At 71.4% G+C, this 19960-nt stretch carries 12 protein-coding genes; 7 read left to right on the top strand and 5 right to left on the bottom strand.

Annotation, left to right across the window (positions count from 1 at the left end):
* The first annotated feature begins 85 nt into the window (after positions 1-85).
* The 3 genes from HCK04_RS10315 to HCK04_RS10325 all read left to right on the top strand — a co-directional run bounded on the left by HCK04_RS10315 (position 86) and on the right by HCK04_RS10325 (position 7499).
* Positions 86-4462: an NEW3 domain-containing protein gene (locus HCK04_RS10315; protein WP_142646943.1), complete on the top strand. Its 4377-nt coding sequence runs from the start codon at positions 86-88 to the stop codon at positions 4460-4462.
* A gap of 122 nt (positions 4463-4584) precedes the next feature.
* Complete coding sequence (locus HCK04_RS10320) at positions 4585-5550, top strand: peptidylprolyl isomerase (protein ID WP_142646944.1); 966 nt, start codon at positions 4585-4587, stop codon at positions 5548-5550.
* Between the two features lie 101 nt (positions 5551-5651).
* Positions 5652-7499 (top strand): wax ester/triacylglycerol synthase family O-acyltransferase, encoded by a 1848-nt coding sequence (locus HCK04_RS10325; protein ID WP_205830061.1) that lies wholly within the window; start codon positions 5652-5654, stop codon positions 7497-7499.
* Positions 7500-7670: 171 nt separating this feature from the next.
* Here the strand turns inward: HCK04_RS10325 and HCK04_RS40985 are convergent, their stop codons facing one another.
* Positions 7671-9164, bottom strand: coding sequence for a serine/threonine protein kinase (locus HCK04_RS40985; protein WP_205830062.1), 1494 nt, complete (start codon positions 9162-9164; stop codon positions 7671-7673).
* A 156-nt stretch (positions 9165-9320) separates the two neighbouring features.
* Here HCK04_RS40985 and HCK04_RS10335 point away from each other — a divergent pair, with 156 nt between their 5' ends.
* The gene (locus HCK04_RS10335; RefSeq protein ID WP_142646945.1) at positions 9321-9995 is read left to right on the top strand and encodes a TetR family transcriptional regulator; all 675 of its coding nucleotides are present in this window, start codon (positions 9321-9323) and stop codon (positions 9993-9995) included.
* 211 nt (positions 9996-10206) lie between these two features.
* The gene (locus HCK04_RS10340; RefSeq protein WP_260617185.1) at positions 10207-12027 is read left to right on the top strand and encodes an MFS transporter; all 1821 of its coding nucleotides are present in this window, start codon (positions 10207-10209) and stop codon (positions 12025-12027) included.
* A 249-nt stretch (positions 12028-12276) separates the two neighbouring features.
* On the opposite strand, the gene HCK04_RS10345 is transcribed toward HCK04_RS10340, so the two are convergent.
* Positions 12277-12888: a TetR/AcrR family transcriptional regulator gene (locus HCK04_RS10345; protein ID WP_142646946.1), complete on the bottom strand. Its 612-nt coding sequence runs from the start codon at positions 12886-12888 to the stop codon at positions 12277-12279.
* Between the two features lie 69 nt (positions 12889-12957).
* On the opposite strand from HCK04_RS10345, the gene HCK04_RS10350 reads away from it, so the two are divergent.
* Positions 12958-13398 (top strand): DoxX family protein, encoded by a 441-nt coding sequence (locus HCK04_RS10350; protein WP_142646947.1) that lies wholly within the window; start codon positions 12958-12960, stop codon positions 13396-13398.
* Between the two features lie 155 nt (positions 13399-13553).
* Here HCK04_RS10350 and HCK04_RS10355 read toward each other — a convergent pair whose 3' ends face one another.
* Positions 13554-14201: a hemerythrin domain-containing protein gene (locus HCK04_RS10355; RefSeq protein WP_142646948.1), complete on the bottom strand. Its 648-nt coding sequence runs from the start codon at positions 14199-14201 to the stop codon at positions 13554-13556.
* A gap of 521 nt (positions 14202-14722) precedes the next feature.
* Between HCK04_RS10355 and HCK04_RS10360 the strand changes: the two genes are divergently transcribed.
* A complete protein-coding gene (locus HCK04_RS10360) occupies positions 14723-18550 on the top strand; it encodes a CHAT domain-containing protein (RefSeq protein ID WP_168065803.1) in 3828 nt (1275 codons plus the stop codon).
* Here the strand turns inward: HCK04_RS10360 and HCK04_RS10365 are convergent.
* Complete coding sequence (locus HCK04_RS10365; RefSeq protein ID WP_142646950.1) at positions 18488-19153, bottom strand: hypothetical protein; 666 nt, start codon at positions 19151-19153, stop codon at positions 18488-18490. The genes HCK04_RS10360 and HCK04_RS10365 overlap by 63 nt on opposite strands.
* On the bottom strand, positions 19150-19317 hold the full coding sequence (locus tag HCK04_RS10370) for a hypothetical protein (protein WP_168065806.1): 168 nt from the start codon (positions 19315-19317) through the stop codon (positions 19150-19152). The genes HCK04_RS10365 and HCK04_RS10370 overlap by 4 nt, the downstream gene beginning before the upstream one ends.
* Positions 19318-19960 lie beyond the last annotated feature (643 nt).

Here is a 19960-nt window from a genome sequence, read left to right on the forward strand (position 1 = left end):
GTGAGGGCGGCGCGGGCGGGGGATGTCTCGACCGTCACCTGTCCCCCCACGCGGCCGCCGCGGTCGGCCGCAGTTAGGGGTGCGCATGCGCGTCACCGCCGTCGAGTCCACCGAACTGTTCGTCCACCCGGCCACCGGAGATGACGTCCCGTGCCAGGTGGTCCGGGTCGTCCTCGGCGAGGTGCCGGACGGCGTGCCCCTGGTGGTGGAGGTCACCGGCCCCGGGGTGCGCGGCGAGCGCACAGTCGACGGACGCGCCCCGGACGGACGCGCCCCGGACGGGCGTCCCCCGGACACGGTCGTGGAGGTGCCGGTGCGGGTCACCGCGCCCGCAGCGGTTCCGGGCGCGCGCGTCCCGATCACCGTACGGGCCGGCGCGGGGCGGGAAAGGTGCACGGCCGAGGGAGAGCTGCTCGTCGCCGAGCCCGGGTGGACGGTCTGGATGATCCCCCACTTCCACTACGACCCGGTCTGGTGGAACACCCAGGCCGCCTACACCGCCACCTGGGACCACGCGGGCGGCGCGGCGCAGGCGAACCGGCAGGAGTTCCAGCACGCGGGGTTCGATCTCGTACGGCTCCACCTGGACACCGCCAGGAGGGAGCCCGGCTACACGTTCGTGCTCGCGGAGGTCGACTACCTCAAGCCCTACTGGAACGCCCACCCCGAAGACCGGGCCTATCTGCGCCGCCTGCTCGCGGAGGGCCGGGTGGAGATCATGGGCGGCACGTACAACGAGCCGAACACCAACCTGACCGGGCCCGAGGCGACGATCCGCAACCTCGTCCATGGCATCGGCTTCCAGCGCGACGTGCTCGGCGGCGACCCGGCGACGGCCTGGCAGCTCGACGCGTTCGGGCACGACCCGCAGTTTCCCGGGCTGGCCGCCGAGGCGGGCCTGACCTCCAGCTCGTGGGCGCGCGGGCCCTACCACCAGTGGGGCCCGATGCTCGTCGGCGGCGGCTGGGGCGACCCCTCGGTGATGCAGTTCCCCTCGGAGTTCGAGTGGGTGTCGCCGTCGGGACGCGGGGTCACCACGCACTACATGCCGGCCCACTACAGCGCCGGATGGTGGATGGACTCCGCGCCGGCCCTGGAGCAGGCCGAGGCCGCGGTCTACGAGCTGTTCACGCTGCTCAAGAAGGTCGCCGCCACCCGCAACGTGCTGCTGCCCGTCGGCACCGACTACACCCCGCCCAACAAGTGGGTCATGGAGATCCAGCGTGACTGGAACCGGCGCCACGTCTCGCCCCGGTTCGTCTGCGGCCTGCCCAGGGAGTTCTTCGCCGCCGTACGGGCCGAGGGCGTCCGCCTGACGCCGCAGACGCGGGACATGAACCCGATCTACACCGGCAAGGACGTGTCGTACATCGACACCAAGCAGGCGCAGCGGCACGCCGAGACGCGGCTCGCCGACGCCGAGAAGTTCGCCGCGATCGCCACCGCGACCCTCGGCGCGCCCTACCCGCATGCCGCGCTCGACAAGGCCTGGCGGCAGATCGCGTACGGCGCGCACCACGACGGCATCACCGGCTCGGAGTCCGACCAGGTCTATCTGGATCTGATGACGGGCTGGCGGGAGGCGTACGACCTGGGCGGGAAGGTGCTCGACGCGTCGCTGCGCCGCCTCGGCGAGGGGCTGACCGGCGTCGCCGTCTGGAACCCCTCCTCCTGGCCCAGGACCGACCTCGTCCGCGTGCGGCTGACGCTGCCCGAGCCCGGCTCGTACGGCGTCGCGCTCGACCCGCCCACGCGGGGAGTGCTGCTGGAGCACCCCGAGCGGCACCTCGACGGCAGCCTCGCGGCCGTGGACGCGGTCTTCGTCGCCGACGACGTGCCCGCGCTCGGATATCGCACGTTCCGGCTGGTGCCCACCCGCGAGCCCGCGCGGATCGGCTGGGCCGTACGCGAGGGGACCCGGATCGCGAACGCCACCCACGCGGTGGAGGCCGACCCCGAGCGCGGCGGGACGGTGACGAGCCTGATGGTCGAGGGCCGCGAGCTGCTGCAGCAGGACCGGGTGGGCAACGAACTGCTCGTCTACGACGAGCACCCGGCGCACCCCCGCTTCGGCGAGGGCCCCTGGCACCTGGTGCCGAGCGGCGGGGTGACGGGCTCGGCCGCCGCCCCTGCGGAGGTCCACGTCGCCGAGTGCCCGGCGGGCCGTCGGATCGTCGTCACCGGCAAGGTCGGCCCGGTGGCCTACACGCAGGAGATCACGCTCTGGGACGGGCTGCCGCGGGTGGACCTCACCACCCACGTGGACGAGTTCCACGGCTCCGACGTGCTGCTGCGGCTGCGCTGGCCGGTGCGGGCGCCGGGGGCGCTGCCGGTCAGCGAGGTCGCGGGCGCCGTCGTCGGCCGCGGCTTCGGCCTCATCGACGTGGACTCCGCGGAGCACCCGTGGACGCTGGACAACCCCGCGCACAACTGGTTCGCGCTGTCGTCCACCGCCCGCGTCGTCCTGCGCTCGCCCGCCGGGCGGCCCCTCGGCGCGCGGGCCGTCGGCGTCGCCGAGATCATCGCGCCGCGCGACGCCGACGCCGCCGACCTGAGAGACCTCGCCGTCGCCCTCGTACGGCAGGGCGTGACCTCGACGTGCTCCACCGGGCCCGGCACCCGGTACGGCAACCTGGCCGTGGACTCCAACCTGCCCGACGTGCGCATCGCGGTCGGCACGCCCGACGAGAACCCGTTCGTCGCGGCGCTGCTGGACGACACGGACGCGGCGGAGCTGCGCGCCCGTCTCGCCGCCGAGGGACGGGCCCGCCTGTGGGTGCCCGCCGACGAGCCGCTGGAGAAGGTCTGGGTGCCGGGCGCGGACCTCACCGGCCTCCGTGACCTTCCGGTGCTCGTGGTCTGCGGCGAGGGCGCGGTGGGGGAGCTGATCGAGGACCTCGCCGACGCGGCCGTGGAGGTGGTGACGGACGCCGAGCCGGCCGACGCCTCACTCGACGACTTCACGATCGGGCTGATCAACCGGGGCCTCCCGGGTTTCGCCATCGATCCCTCGGGGGCGATGCACGTGTCACTTATGCGGTCGTGCACCGGCTGGCCGTCCGGCGTGTGGATCGACCCGCCGCGCCGCACCGCTCCCGACGGCTCCGGCTTCCAGCTCCAGCACTGGACCCACGCGTTCGAGTGCTCCCTGGTGGCCGGGCCGGGCGACTGGCGCGCGGCCGATCTCGTACGGCTCGGCCACGACGTCAACCACCCGCTGGCGGCGACCGTGGGCCGGGACGGGCCGGCGGGCGAGTCGCGGTCGTTCCTGGAGACCGGGCCCGGCCTGGTCCTCACCGCGCTCAAGGCGGCGGGCAACCCGATCGCGTCCGGCCGTACGCCCGGCCCGGTGACCGCGCTGACCGCCCGCGTGTGCGAGGCCGGTGGCCGCACCGTCCCGCTGTCGATCGCCACGACGCTGCCCCTGGACACGGGTTCCGGGGGAACGGCGCCGTGGCGGCGGGCAGATCTCCTGGAGAACGTCACCGGTGACGCCCCCGGCACGCTCGACGGCATGGAGATCGTCACGCTCGTCGCTCCGCTCCGTCCCGTGCCGTCCGGGGACGTGGCAGGGGATCGGGCGACCGGTCCCAGGGTGAACGGTCCTAAGGCGGGCGTCGCGACGGCGGATGTGGCGGGGCTGCGGGCCGGTGGCTCTGAGGCGAGCGGTCCTGGCAGGAGTGCCGGTGGCCGGTTGGCGGCCTGGGGGAACGCGCCCGTGGTGCCGGAGATCGAGCCGCACCAGCCGGTCCACACGCGTTACTGGCTGAACAACACCGGGCCCGCGCCGATGGGCGACCTGCCGGTCGCCGTGCATCTGTCCCCGTCCGACCTGGACGTCTCGGGGTCGGTGGACCTGACCCTGACCATCGCCTCCGGCCTCACGGAGGACCGGGCGGAGGGCGTGGTCACGCTCACCGCCCCCGACGGCTGGTCGGTGACGCCCGCCGTCCGGCCGTACGTGCTGCCTCCCGGAGGGCACGCCACCGTGCCGGTCCGGCTCACGCCGCCCGCCGACGCCGAGATCGGTCTCCACGTGCTCGCCGCGCGCATCGAGTTCGGAGGCCAGGCGTACGAGGACGTGACCCGGCTGCACGTGGTCAGGCCGGGGGAGGGCGGGCGGCGGTCACCGGGGCTGGAGGTGTCCCTGGAGGGCCTCGGCCACCCGCCGCATCTGCGGCTGCGGCCCGGAGACCGGGCCGAGGTCGTGGTGCGGCTGCGGTCGGAAGCACGGTCGCCGGTGGCCGCACAGGCACAGCTCGTCAGCCCGTGGCAGACGTTCGAGATGTTCCCCGAGTGGAACGGCGGGGCCGTCGTGCCGCCCGAGGGCGAGGCGGAGGTGTGCTTCCCGGTACGCGTGCCGCCCGGCGCTCGCCCGGGCCGCTGGTGGGCGCTGGTGAAGGTCGCCTGCGCCGGGTGGCTGCACTACACCGACACCATCGAGGTCGAGGTCGAGCCGTGACTGGCCCGGACGCTCCTTTGACCGGCGGCGCGGCGATCGGTTCCACCCGACGTTCGCCGGTGAACAACCTGGACGCTTCCCCGACCGGTGGCGTGGCGATCGGGTCCGTCCGACGTTCGCCGGTGAACAACCTGGACGCTTCCCTGGCCGGCGGCGTGGTGGCCGGTTCCGCCCGGGGCCGGCCGGTGGACGGCCACGTCGCGGAGACGCCGGGAGCGGCGCGCGTGACCGTGGGCGTCCTCCCACCGGACGGCGTTCTCGCGATGGACGGCGCGGTCGCGGCGACGGCGGGGGACCGGGTGATCACGGTCGCCGAGGTGGACCGGCGGCTGCGCCTGGTGCGCGGCGGCCCGCTCGCGTCCCGGCTGCCGCGCCCGGAGACCGCCGAGGGCCGCAACCTGCGCCGCTGGTTGGTGCAGGTCATGGTGGCCGAGGCGCTGTGCGAGCAGGAGGCGGCCCGCCTTGGCCTGGTGCCAGACCACGTCGGCCCGGAGAACCCCCTCCCAACGCCGAGGCCTCTCCCGGCGCCGGGGCTCTGCCCACCGGGCCCGTCGTCGGGCGGGACCGCCGTCGCGCCCGAGGCCGTGCTGACGCTCGCGGGCGCGCTGCGCACCGGAGGAGTCGCGGCGGCGGTGCTGGCCGTGTCACCGGCGGCGCGCGCGGTGTGCCGGGTGCTCGCCGAGGGCCACGAACCGGCCGAGGACGAGGTGCGCGACTACTACCGGCGCAACCTCGACCGTTTCACGACTCCCGAGACGCGCTGGGTCCGTCCGTTCGGGCCGGTCCGGCGCGGGGAGATCACCGGGCCGATCGAGGACGCGGTCTTCGCCGCCCGCCACGGTGAGACGGTCGGGCCCGTGGAGGGCCCCGGCGGCCCCTGGACTCTGGTGGTCGAGCGGATCGAGGCGGCGCGGCGGGAGCCGTACGCGGCCGTGCGGGAGCGGATCCGCGCGGAGCTGGCGCAGGAGAGCGGGGAGCGGGCCTTCGCCCGGTGGCTCGACGCACGCCACGCCGACTCGGTCGTGCTCACACCGGGGCACGAGCATCCGGCCGACCCCGCCCAGCCCGACGCCGACCACCGGCACTGACCACCGGCACTGACCACCGGAACTGACCACCGGAACTGACCATGGGAGACACCCGCTTTCCCGGCGGTCCGACCCCGGCGTTTCGGGGCAGGTGAGTAGGCATGGCACAGCAAGTCAGCGCCTTCGACGCGCAGTTCCTCAACTTCGAGACGGGCACCAACCTCGCGCACATCGCGGCGCTCACGATTCTCGACCCCTCAGGCAGGGCCGGCGGCGCGCTGACCCGCGAGGACCTGGTGGGGCTGCTCAAGCGCCGGCTCCATCTCGCGCCGCCGCTGCGCAGACGGCTGGTCGAGGTGCCCTTCGGGCTCGACCACCCCTACTGGGCGGAGGACAGCGAGGTCGACTTCGACTACCACGTGCGGGAGCTCGCCCTGCCTCCTCCGGGCGACGACCACAAGCTCGCCGAGCAGGTCGCCCGGCTGCACGGGTCGCGGCTCGACCGGGGACGGCCGTTGTGGGAGATCTACCTGATCCACGGCCTGGCCGGGGGCCGGGTGGCGATCTACACGAAGGTCCACCACGCCGCCGTCGACGGGGTCACCGGGGCCGAGGTGCTGGCCGCCGTGATGGACTTCGAGCCCGAGCCGTCCGCCGTACCCGGCCCGGAGACCGTGGCCGAGCCGGAGCCGGCCCCCGACGCGATGGAAATGGTGATCAGGGGCATCGGGCGGGTGATCGACAACCCGTTCGCCCTGCTGCGTTTCGTCGCCGAGGCGATGCCGAGGCTTGACGAGGTGCCGTTCGTGGCGCAGCTTCCGGGGGTGGGGCTGCTCTCGCGGTTCGTCCGGCGCATCGGCGGCGGGGACGCCGAGCCCCTGCCCGAGCTGCCCCGCATGGTGGTGCCGCGCACGCCGTTCTCCGGGCCGATCTCGCGGCATCGCCGGTTCGCCTTCGGGCAGTTGCCCCTCGACGAGGTCAAGCGGATCAAGAACGCCTTCGGCGTCACGGTGAACGACGTCGTCATGGCGATGTGCGCCACGGCGATGCGGCGCTGGCTGGCCAAGCGCGACGAGCTGCCCCGTCAGCCGCTCGTCGCCGGGATCCCGGTCTCCACCCGGGGACAGGCAGGCAACGGCACGATCGCCAACGAGGTCATGCTGACCATGACCACCCTGCCGACCGACGTGGCCGATCCGGGCGAACGCCTGCTGTCGGTGAACAGGTCGATGCGTCTGCTGAAGGAACGTCTCGCTGCGGCTCCGGCGGCCTGGCTCCTGGAGTTCAGCCAGGCGATGCCGGCCGCGCTCAACGCGCTGGCGGCCAGGTCCGCCTTCCGGATCGCCTCGCGTACGGCTCCCGCCATGAACCTGCTGATCTCCAACGTGCCTGGGCCCCAGACGCCGCTCTACGTGTGCGGGGCGCGGGTCACCGCGCTCTACCCGATGTCGGTGATCACGGACGTCAGCGGGGGGATCAACATCACGGTCTTCTCCTACGACGGCAAGCTCGGCTTCGGGATCGTCACCGACCGCGACATGGTGCCCGACGTGTGGGACCTCATCGACTACCTGCGCGACTCGCTCGCCGAGTACGGCACGCTGGCGGCCCAGCGCGAGCCGGGTACGGCGGAGCCGAGCAAGCCCGCGAAGCAGGTAAGGCCCGCGAAGCCGGCCAAGCCTGCCAAGGCCGGCAAGCCCGCCGAGCAGGGAAAGACCGCAGCACCGAGCAAGCCGGCGGAGCAGGGAAAACCCGCGAAGCGGAGCAAGCTCATGGAGCCGAGCAAGGCCGTGAAGCCGGGGAAGGCCGCCGAGCAGGCGAAGGCCGCTGAGCAGGTGAAGGCCGCGATGCCGCGAAGGACGGCGAAAGCGGGCGCGGAAGCGAAGGGCGCGGCGACGAGTGGCGCGGGAGCGCGCGGTGCGGAGGTGACCGGCGGGCCGCGCCAGGAGCAGGGCGCCGCGCCGAGGCCGAGGCGGACGCGCAAGCCTCCGGAGCCGCCGTCAGCCTGACACGCCACCATCCGCCTGATGCGGCGGCCTTTGTCTGATGGGGTCGTGCACTTGGTGCCGTCGCGCGCTGCCCGCCGCTTGAGGACGGTTTCGGCCTGACGCTGCCGCCCGCCTGCCGCCGGGTCGGCCTGATGCCCTCTCACACATGGCCGGGCTTCTGGAGGGTGGCGGTCAGGAGAGGGCGCCCGTACGGCCTGGTCCCGTGTGGGCGGCGCCGAGGCCGGACGTGTAACCGGGGAAGGACGGGGTCTGCACCTCCGGGCCGCCGTCTCCCAGCGTCAGCGCCGCGATCCCCGCCGTGAGCAGCAGGGCGAAGACGGCGGCGATCACGGCGAACACGATCGACTGCCGGGACATGCCGGTGCGCGGCGGAGGCGGGGGAGCGGACCCTTGCCGGGGCCCCGGCGGCCGGTGGCCGGGTGGCCGTTGCTCAAGAGGCCGGTGCTCGGGCGGCCTCTGACCGAGTGGACCGTGACCGACCGGGCTGTGACCGACCGGACCGTGGCCGACCGGACTTTGACCGAGCGGCGGGTGATGCGGCGGGTGGTCGAGCGGCCTCAGCTCGGACGGCCGGTGCCCTCCCGTCCGCGGGCCTGGGGCCGCGTTCGGCGAGGTCGCCGCGCGGCGCAGGTCCTGACCGGGCGCGGGAACGCCTCGGGCAGGGCCGGTGATCGAGCGCCCCGGCGCGGAGGGGGCATGGGTATCGCCGGGTCGCCGCTCCCCGGGGTGTGGTCCGGGAGACGAGGCGGACCCGGTCGGAGCGCTCCAGCCCGGGCCGCCGCCCGGGTTCCCGGACGCGGCGAGGTGCGGGTGATCCCCCGAGGCGGAGCCGTCCGGAGCCAGGGCGGCGAGCGCGTCCCGCAGCGCGGCGGCCGTCGGGATGCGCCGGGCCGGATCGGTCTCCATGCCGTGGCGCAGGACGGCGGTGAGCGCGGCGGGCACGCCGGGAATGTCGGGAACGGGCAACCGGTGCAGCGCGATGATGGCCGCGATGTTCACCACGCCGCTGTCCGGGAAGCGGGGCGGCCTGCCCTGGAGCAGGGCGTACAGCGTGGCCGAGAGCGCGTACACGTCCCCGGAGGCCGTGGGCTCGGTGAGGTCGAACGCCTCCGGCGGGGCGTAGGCGGGCGTGAGCGACTCGCGGGTGACCGACACCTCGCCGCCCTCCGCGCCGCCCTGCCCCGGCATCGTGGCCAGCCCGAAGTCCGACAGGGCGACCATGCCGTACGAGTTGACCAGGATGTTCGCGGGCTTGACGTCGCGGTGGAGAACGCCCACGGCGTGGGCCGCGGCCAGCGCGTCGGCGATCTTGATGCCGATGTCGCGCACCTCGCGGGGGCCGAGCGGGCCCGCGTCGCGCAGCCGGTCGGCAAGCGACCCGTTCGGGCACAGCTCCAGCACCATGTACGGCCGTCCGTCCGGCAGCACGCCCGCGTCGTAGACGTCGGCGACGTGCGGATGACCCGACAGGGCGCCGGCGGACGTCACCTCGCGCATGAACCTGCGCCGGTCGCGGTCGGAGACGAGCACACGGTTGTCGACCTTGAGGGCGACCTCGCGGCCCACCGCGAGCTGCCTGGCCCGGTAGACGACTCCGAAGCCGCCCTGGCCCAGGATTCCGAGCATCTCGTAGCCCGGCACCAGCGGCCCGCCCGCCTCGCCCACCCCGCACCTCCAGAGGACCCGGCGGAACCGTTCAGCGGCGGATCCCGGACCGGAGAATCCGGCTCCTAAACCCGCGTCCGGCACATTACCGGAGTGATCGCCTATAGGGCCCTGACTTGATCCAGGCGACGCGGAATCGGCACCTATGCTGTGCTCATGACGGGGCTCACGACGGGAGGCACCACACCGGGAGGCGCCACGACGGGAGGCGCCACGACGGGAGGAACCACGCCGAGCGGCACCGCGACAGGCAGCACCGCGACAGGCGGCCGGAGCCCGGAGCGGCGCAGGGACCTGCTCGACGCGGCCGACCGGGTGATCCGCAGAGAGGGCCCGCAGGCGTCGATGGCCGCGATCGCGGCCGAGGCGGGGATCACCAAGCCGATTCTCTACCGTCACTTCGGCGACAAGAGCGGCCTCTACCAGGCGCTCGCGGAACGCCACACCCGCGTCGTGATCGACCTGCTGCGCCCGGAGTTCGCCAGGGCGATGTCCGACCCCCGGGCCCGTGCCCGGAGCGCCATCGAGGCATACCTGGAGACGATCTCGGCCAACCCCAACCTCTACCGCTTCCTGTTCCACCGTGCCAGCGCCGAGGACTGCCGCACCCGCACGCAGATGGCCGCCATCGTGCGCAGCGTCGGCGAGGAGCTGGGCGCGGCGCTGGCGGAGGAGGGCGTCGCCGACCCGGTACGCGCCCGGGTGCTCGGCCACGCGTTCGTCGGCATGGTGCAGGCGATCGGCGACTGGTGGCTGGAGAACCCCGGGCTCGACCGCGAGACGGTGGTGGACAGCCTCGCCGACGTGATCGCCGGGGCGCTCCGGTCCTGACGACGCCTCTTCCCGAAGGCCCGTAACCAGGTCATATAAGGGTCAAATCCGATTAAAGGCCCCCTCTGAGCCTTCGTTACGCATGCCCGCGAAACATCGATGTCACCCGGTCGGGGTAATTTAGTTGCGCTAACTAACTGTCTGTCCCGTACGGCGCGCTGCGCGGAAACCGGCCGCGTGCCGTGCGGGCCAAGAGGAGGGGAACCACTCCGTGGCCGTAGCGAACCAGTCCCGGGCGGGGGCATCGCCGCAGTCGGCGCCGTCCTCGCGGTACAAATGGATCGCGCTGTCCAACACCACTCTCGGCGTCCTGATGGTGACGATCAACCAGTCCATCGTGCTGATCGCCCTTCCCGACGTCTTCCGCGGCATCCACCTGAACCCGCTCGACCCCGGCAACACGGGCTACCTGCTGTGGATGATGATGGGCTTCATGGTCGTCACGGCCGTGCTCGTGGTGATGTTCGGCCGCCTGGGCGACATGTTCGGCCGGGTCCGCATGTACAACCTCGGGTTCGCGGTCTTCAGCCTGTGCTCGATCATGCTGTCGCTGACCTGGGTGGACGGCGACGCCGGGGCGATGTGGCTGATCGGCTGGCGGATCGTGCAGGGCATCGGCGGCGCACTGCTGTTCGCCAACTCCACCGCGATCCTGACCGACGCCTTCCCCGTACGCCAGCGCGGCACCGCGCTCGGCATCAACTCCATCGCCGGCATCGCGGGCTCCTTCCTCGGCCTGGTCATCGGCGGCGTCCTCGCCCCGGTCGACTGGAAGGCGATCTTCCTGGTGTCCGTGCCGTTCGGCGTCTTCGGCACGATCTGGGCGTACGTCAAGCTCAAGGACAACGGCGTACGGCGCCGGGCGCGGATGGACTGGTGGGGCAACGCGACCTTCGCCGTCGGCCTCATCGCCATCCTGGTCGGCATCACCTACGGCATCCAGCCGTACGGGACCGGCGTGATGGGCTGGGGCAACCCCTGGGTGATCGCCGCGCTCGGCGGAGGCGTCCTGCTGCTCGCGCTGTTCGCCTGGATCGAGACCAGGGTGGACGATCCGCTGTTCCGCCTCTCGCTGTTCCGCAGCCGCGCCTTCCTGGCGGGCAACGTCGCGAGCCTGCTGACCGCCCTCGGCCGAGGCGGCCTGCAGTTCATGCTGATCATCTGGCTGCAGGGCATCTGGCTGCCGCTGCACGGCTACAGCTTCGAGGAGACGCCTCTGTGGGCGGGCATCTACATGATCCCCCTGACCGTGGGCTTCCTGCTGTCGGCGCCGATCTCCGGCTGGCTGTCCGACCGGTTCGGGCCCCGGATGTTCACGGTCGGCGGCGCGCTGGTCACCGCGGCGAGCTTCTACGCCCTGATGACCCTGCCCACGGACTTCGGCTACGGCGTCTTCGCGCTGCTCATCCTGATCAACGGCGTCGGGTCCGGCCTGTTCTCCTCGCCCAACCGGGCGGAGATCATGAACGCGGTCCCGGCGGAGTCCCGCGGCGTCGGCGCGGGCATGACCGCCACCTTCCAGAACTCCTCGATGGTGCTGTCCATCGGCGTGTTCTTCAGCCTGATGATCGCGGGCCTGTCGCAGTCGCTGCCGCACACCATGCACGACGAGCTGGTGGCCCAGGGCGTCCCCGCGGCGCAGGCCGAGGGCATCGCCCAGCTGCCGCCGATCGCCGTGCTGTTCGCGGCGTTCCTCGGCTACAACCCGTTCCGGCAGCTCCTGGGCGGCATCCTCGACCGGCTGCCCGACGGCGGCGCCCACCTGACGAGCAAGGAGTTCTTCCCCCACCTCATCGCGGGCCCCTTCCACCAGGGCCTGGTCATCGCCTTCTGGTTCGCCGTGGCCGCGTGCCTGGTGGCCGCCCTGTCGTCGCTGCTGACCGGCCACGTCGGCCGCAGGCACCGCGCCGCGGCCCACGAGTCGCTCGGCTCCGAGCTCGCCGCGGTCTCCGGCGAGGCCGGCCTGGCCGGCAACGAGCTCGTCGTCCCGGACGAGGATTTCGACGCCCGGCGCTCCGCCCGGGAAAGATGACCGCACCTCACCGAGCGGTAAAAGCCGAGCGCACGTCGCCGAGCGGCCCGCCATCGCGCGCCCGTCACGAGCGCCGGGGAGACGAAACGCCCCGGGCGGCGGACGCGGGGCCGTACGCGTTCGGATGCGGTCCGCGGACGCCCGGCCGCATCCCTGTGAACGAGATGGACCCGGCCCGCAGGGGATCTCTGTGAGTACGCACGCGGCCGGGGCGGGGGACCGGACACAGCCCCGCCCCGGCCGTCTCGCCTACTGCGAGGTGCTCGTCGCCAGGGGGCCGAAGACGAACTCGAGGAGCGCGCGGGCGATGGTCTCCGGGTCGCCCTGGGCGCTTTCCGGCAGGGAGCCGTTGAGCCACAAGCCGGCGAAACCGTGGGCGAGGGACCACGCGGCGATCGTGGTCAGCCGGTTCTGCTCCGGGCTCGGTGACAGCTTGCCGGCCGTGGTGTGGAGCACATGGGCGGCACGCTCCCGCGCCGAGCGCATCGCCGGGTCGTCCGCACGGTACAGATCGGGGCGGAACATCACCTCGAAGTAGGGCCTGTGGTCGATGGCGAAGCGTACGTAGGCCACTCCCACCGCGTAGACGTCCCCGGACGCGCGTTCCAGCGCGTCGGCGAACAACTCGAAGCCCTCGGCGGCCACGGCCGTCAACAGCCCCGCCTTGTCGCCGAAGTGGTGCGCGGGCGCGGCGTGCGAGACGCCCGCACGCCGGGCCAGCTCGCGCAGGCTCCATCCGGCCGGACCCGACTCGCCGATGGCCTGGAGAGCGGCGTCCATGACGGCCCGCCGCAGATTGCCGTGGTGGTAGGCCGGCTGGTCGATCTCCCTCACCTCCGTGCTGACCGCCTTTTCCGGCATCACCCTATCTTGACATTGACAAGACCGGGCCTCTCCTTCAATCTAGCCACTGACAAGATTGGAGGGGAGATGGCTCCGTTCACCGCCCTGATCGGGGGCTTCGTCGTCTTACGGCTGCTGGGCTGGGCCGGCGTCGGCATGCCGGACGACTGGCAGCCCGCGCTGCGGGGCGCCCTGGCGTTGATGTTCGTCGTCACCGGCGTGCCGCATTTCCTGCCCTCATGGCGGCGCGACCTCGCCGCCATGATCCCCGCGGTGTTCCCCCGGCCCGCCCTGCTGGTCACCGTCACCGGGGTGCTGGAGCTGGCCGGTGCCGCCGGGTTGCTGCTGCCGCCGCTCGCGCCGTACGCCGCGATCGGGCTCGCGCTGCTCATGATCGCCATGTTTCCGGCCAACGTCTCCGCGGCGCGCCGCGGCCTCACCCTGGCGGGAAAGCCGGTGACCCCGCTGCCCGCCCGCACCGCGCTGCAGGTGCTCTTCGTCGCCGCCGCCGTCGCCGCGGCCGTGTGAACCGCCCGGCGCCTGACGCCAACCGCACCCCCTCGGGCACGCCACGCGGTATCTCACGGACCTGACGCTGCCCCTGCCCGGCACCGTCTGCCTCCCCGGCGACTGAACCGGGGTCTCCGGGCGCGGCCCCCGCCGCCGCGGGGGCCGCCACCCTCTCATCCGTAGACCTGCGACACCCGGCGCTCGTACGCCCGGCGCCAGGAGAGCCGGTAGAGGACCCGCATGATGGCCGGAGCGGAGCCGTAGATGTGGTCGCGGTCGGCCGGGGTGGCCACGTCGAGCAGCCAGGCGGCGAGCATGGGCAGATCGCGGCCCTGGCTCTTGGAGACCTTCTTGCCCGACTCCTCCCACCAGGCCGCGCTGACGTGCTCCCTGATGAGCGGGACGACCTCCGACTCCTCCAGGTCGAGGTGGGTGTTCAGCAGCCGGTCGAGCGAGCGCAGGTCGGACGCGACCTCGCGGGCGGGCCGGCCCCCGCCGGACAGCCTGCCGATCACGGCGTCCATCTCCTGGTGGTCGGCCTCCAGCCGGTCCAGCACGGCGCGGGCCTCGGGGACGAGGCCGCGCAGCAGCGGCCAGATCGCCTCGTCCTCCTCGGTGTGGTGGTGATGCAGCGCGCGCAGCAGCAGCGCGAGGTGCTCGTCGACGACCGCGCGCCGCCGCTCGTCGCGAGGGTCGCATCGGTCGAGGACGTCGGCCAGTCTGCCGAACTCGCGCCGCAGGCCGGCATGGAAGACCAGGAACGTGACGAGGTCGGGAGCGGGTTCACCCGGTCGGCGCCGGGTCTGCGTCGGTGTTGTCATGGCCCCACGATGGCCCCGCCCCCTTCACCGCCACTCAACGCCGACTTGCGGCCCGCTCCCCGCCCGGGCCGCCGGGGTGTCCTCGGCCATCGGCGAGCGCCGCGTTCCCGCGCAGATGAGGATTCCGGCGACGTCCAGAACCAGACAGGACCACTTGCCCCAGCTGAGCAGGCGGTCAATCTTCGGCTGCAGACCCGGCGGCACCTGCGGCGGCGGATTGTTCAATAGGTCGTACGGCAGGGCCGTACCGACCGCTCAGTACATGCGACCACATCGCGCCTTTCCTCAAATCCTCCGGCTCACTTGGATCGTCACCCAGGAAGCCCTGCCGGCGTTGCACGCACCGGGACGCGTTTACAAATGCCATACCGCGGAGCGGAGCACAGAGACCCAGATATCGCATGCCCGAGAGCTGGAGGAAGACCGAGGCGACAGCAGCATGCCCCCGGCCAAAGAATCGGCCCATTACGGGTTTATAGCTTATGCGTGCTTGGTCCTTCGTATGGAGACATACTGCGGTTGTGAACCGAGTGGCGGGGTTGTTTCGGCTAGAGGTCCGGGACTTCGAGAGCCCGATGCGTTGGCGCTGGGTGCTCATTGACGAATCCGACGGTGCTGATCAGGCCGTCGGGACAGAAGTAGTCAGTCACTACGTCCGGTTGGACGCCGCCAACTGGCAGTTCGAGGCGTTTGCGGATCTGCTGGAGTATCTGTCGTGGCATGTCGCGCCGGACCGGCGGCCAAAGGACGAGGCACGGATTGTCAGGGAACTCGGCGCATGGATCGAGGGGGAAGTTTTTGGCCCGGTCGCCGCCGTGCTGGCCGAGGCAGCCCCGGCCACGGTTCGCGTCGTCGTTCCCCCTGAGGCCCGAGCACTGGCGTTCCGACCTTTCGCGCTCGCGTACGCAGGAAACAAACCGCTCGCCGCACAGGACGTCACCCTGGTCGTGGAGCTGGGTACCAACGCGGCGCAGAAGACCTCCGTGGGCGCCCGCCTCCGCGTCCTTGGTTTGTTCAGCCTTCCTGAAGGCGGCCAGCCTCTCAATCTGCGCCGCGAACGGCACAATTTGGTCGGCCTTATCGAGCGAATCGCCGCCAACGGCAAGGATGTAGATGTACGTGTGCTCCAGTACGGAGTGACCCGTAGTCGACTGCGTGGCGTTCTGAAGGAGGCCGAGGGATGGGACATCATCCACATCTCCGGCCATGGCGCCCCCGGCGAGCTCCTCCTGGAGACCGCTGCGGGCCAGCCGGATCGTGTCACGGCTGACGAACTCGCCGAGCTGCTGGACCTGGCCAGGGAACGCGTCAGGCTCGTAACGGTTTCAGCCTGCTGGTCGGCCGCACTCACTACCGCCGAGCAGCGTCGCATGCTCGGTCTCCCCGTGCCCGATCAAAATGCAAGGGCCGAACGACTCCGAGAGTCTCGTCCCGTCGGAGCGGACTCCAGCGGTGCGTTGGCCACTGCCCTCGCCGACCGCCTGGACTGCGCCGTCCTCGCGATGCGCTACCCGGTGAACGATGACTTCGCCACCACACTGTCCAGTACGCTCTATGAGCTCCTGGTTGAGAAGGGCCAGTCGCTGCCCCGCGCCGTCGGCATCGCGCTTGGGCAACTGAGTACCTCCGGCGCGTCGGACCTGTCTGTCGCGACCCCGGCGCTGTTCGGTGCCCAGGCCGTCGGCCTCAGGCTCGCGGCACCGGATCGCACAGGGCGGCCCAGCCTTGCCAGGCCGAAGATGGCCGGCTTCCCGCCCCTGCCGGACCGCTTCGTCGGCCGTACCCGCGTTATGGCCCGAGCAAGTACGGCTCTGGCCGCCGAGAGCGGCATTCCCGGCGTCCTGCTGTATGGCATGCCCGGCGGCGGCAAAACCGCCTGCGCGCTAGAGCTGGCCTACGGTCACGAACACGCATTCGAGACACTGATCTGGTACAAGGCACCGGACGAGGGCATGGCCGTCGACGGCGCGCTGACCGACTTCGCGCTGACACTGGAGCGCTACATGGGCGGCTTCCAGATGGCGCATCTGCTTGCGACCGATAACGGTCTGGCCGAGTTTCTGCCCCGGCTTACTGAAATGATGAAGCAATCCCGTTTGCTCGTCGTCATCGACAACGCCGAGTCGCTGATGTCGGGAGACGGGGGCTGGCAGGATGTTCGCTGGGGCCAGTTGATCGCTGCCCTCACCACTCACACCGGACTCGGTCGGGTCATCATCACGAGCCGCCGCGTGCTGCCACGCCTGATCCCGTCGGAAGCGAAGGGCATCCGGACCGTGTCGGCCCCCGAGCCATCGTCGGATGCGATCCGGCTCCAGATCGAGGCGGTCGACGCGCTCTCGGCCGACGAGGCATTGCTGCTCGCCCGGGAACTCCCGCGTGTGAAGGCACTCCTCGGCGGCAAGCTGCCCGGGATCGGCCGTTCGAGGTCACAGCGGCTGGCCCGCGGTGTGTTGAGCGCCGCAGGTGGTCACCCGAAGCTACTGGAGCTCGCCGACGGTCAGGCCGCGGACCCGGACCGACTCGCCGCACTGCTAGCGGATGGTGACCGTGCGTGGCGTGAGCGGCGCGGTCTTCCGCACGGGTTCTTCGCCACGGGCGAGGTAGCCCTCTCCGAGGGCAGGGCGGCAGCGGCCGCGGACTACTGGCATGTCCTCGCCGCGTGGACCAGGTCGATCACTAACACGCTGGCGCCGGGTGAGCAGGACTTGTTCTGGTTCCTGTGCTGCTTGGAGGACCGCGACCGCCAGCGATGGGTCCTCGGCGATACCTGGGCCGACTTGTGGCAGCGGCTAGGCCGGGAGGGTGAGCCGCCCGACCTGGACGAGGCACTGGCCGTCATATCGGCCACCAGCCTCATCACGACACAGTCCGCAAACGAGACCTACGCGGTGCATCCGGGGGTCGCCGAGGCTGGCCGCGCCCATGCCGGCCAGATGTTCAGGGACGCAGTGGACGCCCTGGCCGGAGGATTCTGGGACTCGGTTCACCAGCGCGCGTCCGGGAAGGTGGGCGGCGAGAGCGTGGATACCGAGCTGTTGGTCCGGGCCGGGCTAGCCGCGGTTCCCTACTTGCTCCGCCAGCACCGTTGGGACGACGCCGCCAGCCTGCTGGAGGCTGCCTTCGTCAGGGACCCCACGCGGGCCAACGCGGCGGCGGTTCTGCCCGCAATTAAGCAGATTACCGGCCAGAAGCCACAGTGGTCGGGCGTGTTGGCCAAGGTGCTTGCTGTGACCGACCCGCCAATCGCCGTCGCGCTCTTACGCACTGCCATGGCCGAGGCCGCAGCCCGCGGCGACTACCGAACCGCGTCGGCGAACGCCGGGCGGCTGCTGGAGCTGTGCCGGTCCACCGGGCAGCTACCCGAGGCCCTTGAGGCGGCGGAGCAGAAGGCCGTCTACACCCGCCAGGCCGGCCTGGGCCCCTGGAACCAACTGGCCGACGAGGTCTGGCGACTGCAGGTGCTGGCCGCGATGGGACACTCCGATCAGGTCCTGGACGAGGTCACCCGGCTCCGCGCCCGCATGGCCACACTGCCCTCCGCCCCCGACCCCGAAGGTGGGGAAGCGCCCTGGCACGTCCGCGAGGCGCTGCTAGACACCGGCCGCTATGCGGCCATGCTGCTCGGCCGACATGCCGATGCTCTCACCCTGATCGACGAGGTGACCGCCAGCCAGCGCGACCGTCACGCCCCTGCCAGCTTCATCGCCCGCAGCCGGTACAACAACTACTTCCCGCTTCTGCGCCTCGGCCGTATCGAGGAGGCGCTGGCCGTGCTGCGGGAGTGCCGGCAGGTCTTTCAAGACTCCCGCGACACTCTCATGCTCGGCAGAACCCTCGGCGCCCTCGCCGACGTTGAGGACGCGCGCGGGCACGGCGACGCCGCCATACGCCTGGAACGCGACTCCCTCCGCTATAAGTACATGGTCGAGGACGTGGAAGGCATCCTGATCAGCTACCACAACCTCGGTGACCGCCTGGCCAGTCATACCCGCCAGCCCGTTTTGGCCTTCGCTGCCCATCTCGCTTCCGCCTTTGTCTGCATTCTGATTGGCAATGACGACATCGCGGAATCGGTCGAGGCCGCCGCCAACGACCTGGGTAGGTTCGGCGCCGACGACATCATGCCCGCCGATGTGGCCGAGCTGTGCGGTCTGGTCGGCGATATCCCTGGAACAGACCTGCCCGGTCTCATCGAACGCTTCTGCCCCGATCCGGAGATCGCCGAGCAGGCTCTCCGGGACCTTATTGCTCAGGTTCGCGAACTCGCGAGCGAGCGCCCCTCCTTATTCAGCGACCGCAGGGGTAGCGGTGGCGACGAAGAACAGTACCGCCCCGGCGACCACTAGCAGGCCGCCCACCAGGGCGGACCACCGCGACCGGCGTAGGTCCGCCTCAATCTGCCAGACATGGGCCAACGACAACAGCCACCGGACGTACGGGGCCGCCCGCTCCGCGTTCGCCTCCGCCCGGCGCAACTGGCGATGGATCAGCCGCCGTCGTGCGGGGTCTTTCTCCGTCGCTGCCTTTCGTGCCAGGTCGACGGCGACCTCCTGGTGCAACAGCAGGTCGTCCACCTTTGTCGCCACCGCGCCGAGGAACTGTGCGGGCTCGGCCTCGATCCTTCGCCGCAGCCCAGCCAGGCCGGGGGACCTCAGCGTTTGGGGAGTCGTCAGCCGTGGTGAGAGCACCTTGCCGGTGAACCATATCGCCAGCCCCACCCCACTCAGCGCCACAGTCAAGCCCGCTCCAGCGAGGAGTGCGTGCGAGGTGCCGTGCACCTGGCCGACCGCGACCAGCGGCCCGCCGCTGATGAGCGCCGCACCCACCGCCCCTTCCGTCGCCAGCGTCCACTTCGCCGCAGACCGGAGGTCATCGACGGCGTCCAGAGGCGAGGGCAGCCCCTCGAATGCTTTCGCCTTCCCGGCAGCGCTGCCTGCGTGAGTTGTCATCCGGCGTCCCTGTACAGTGCCTTCGAGTCTGGGTCATCACCATCCGGCCAGTCCGGCAGGTCCTCATACCGCAGCCAGCGGCTCCCGTCGGAAACGAACAACTCGCCGGCGTCGTCGACCCAGGTCTTCTCCACTCGGGGATCGGGCGGCTGGGAATCCGTCATGCCCGAAGTATGACATCGCCGCAAGATCGGACAACCCGGCTCTTGCTCCGACTACAGTCGTAGTCGCTGCGCGCTTCGGGACTGTGCAAAAACCGCCTGGACAGGCCCGCGCTTCGCTTGCCGAGTGCGGTGAGCTCCGCTGTGGGCGGCGCCGGCGATCAGGTCGGTGAAGGTCTCCTCCTACCGTTTACCGCAGTGCTCCGCCGTTCGGAGAAGAGGCATATTCTGCCTTTTGCTCGGGCGCCCTCGGCAGACATTCCGTGAAACAAGAGCCGGGTTCGCTGGAGTGCTACCAGCACTGTATCGATCGGCTCACCGGCCGGCTGGCAGCGCTGGTCACAGAGCTTGCCAGCAGGCGCTCGTCTGTCACAGGCACCGGGACGTTGTGATCTCGAGGTCCACGGCCCTGCGGCTGCTTATACGCGTGCCGCTGCCGCCATCATGTACGGCCTGCTGATCACGAGTGCAGCGGTGTGGCTCTCTGAACCGCCCCGAGCGCTGACCACATGGTCGGCTCGCCTGCAGCACGCGGATAAGGCGCAGGCGCAGACCGAGTCTAGGAGCTCGCAGCTCTGATCAGCGATCGTCCAGGCAAGTTCTCCAGGCTGGGGGACGGCACTGGCCTTCGTCTTCGTCGGTTTGA

The organism is Microbispora sp. CL1-1 (genome assembly GCF_012034195.1).
Lineage (GTDB): Bacteria > Actinomycetota > Actinomycetes > Streptosporangiales > Streptosporangiaceae > Microbispora.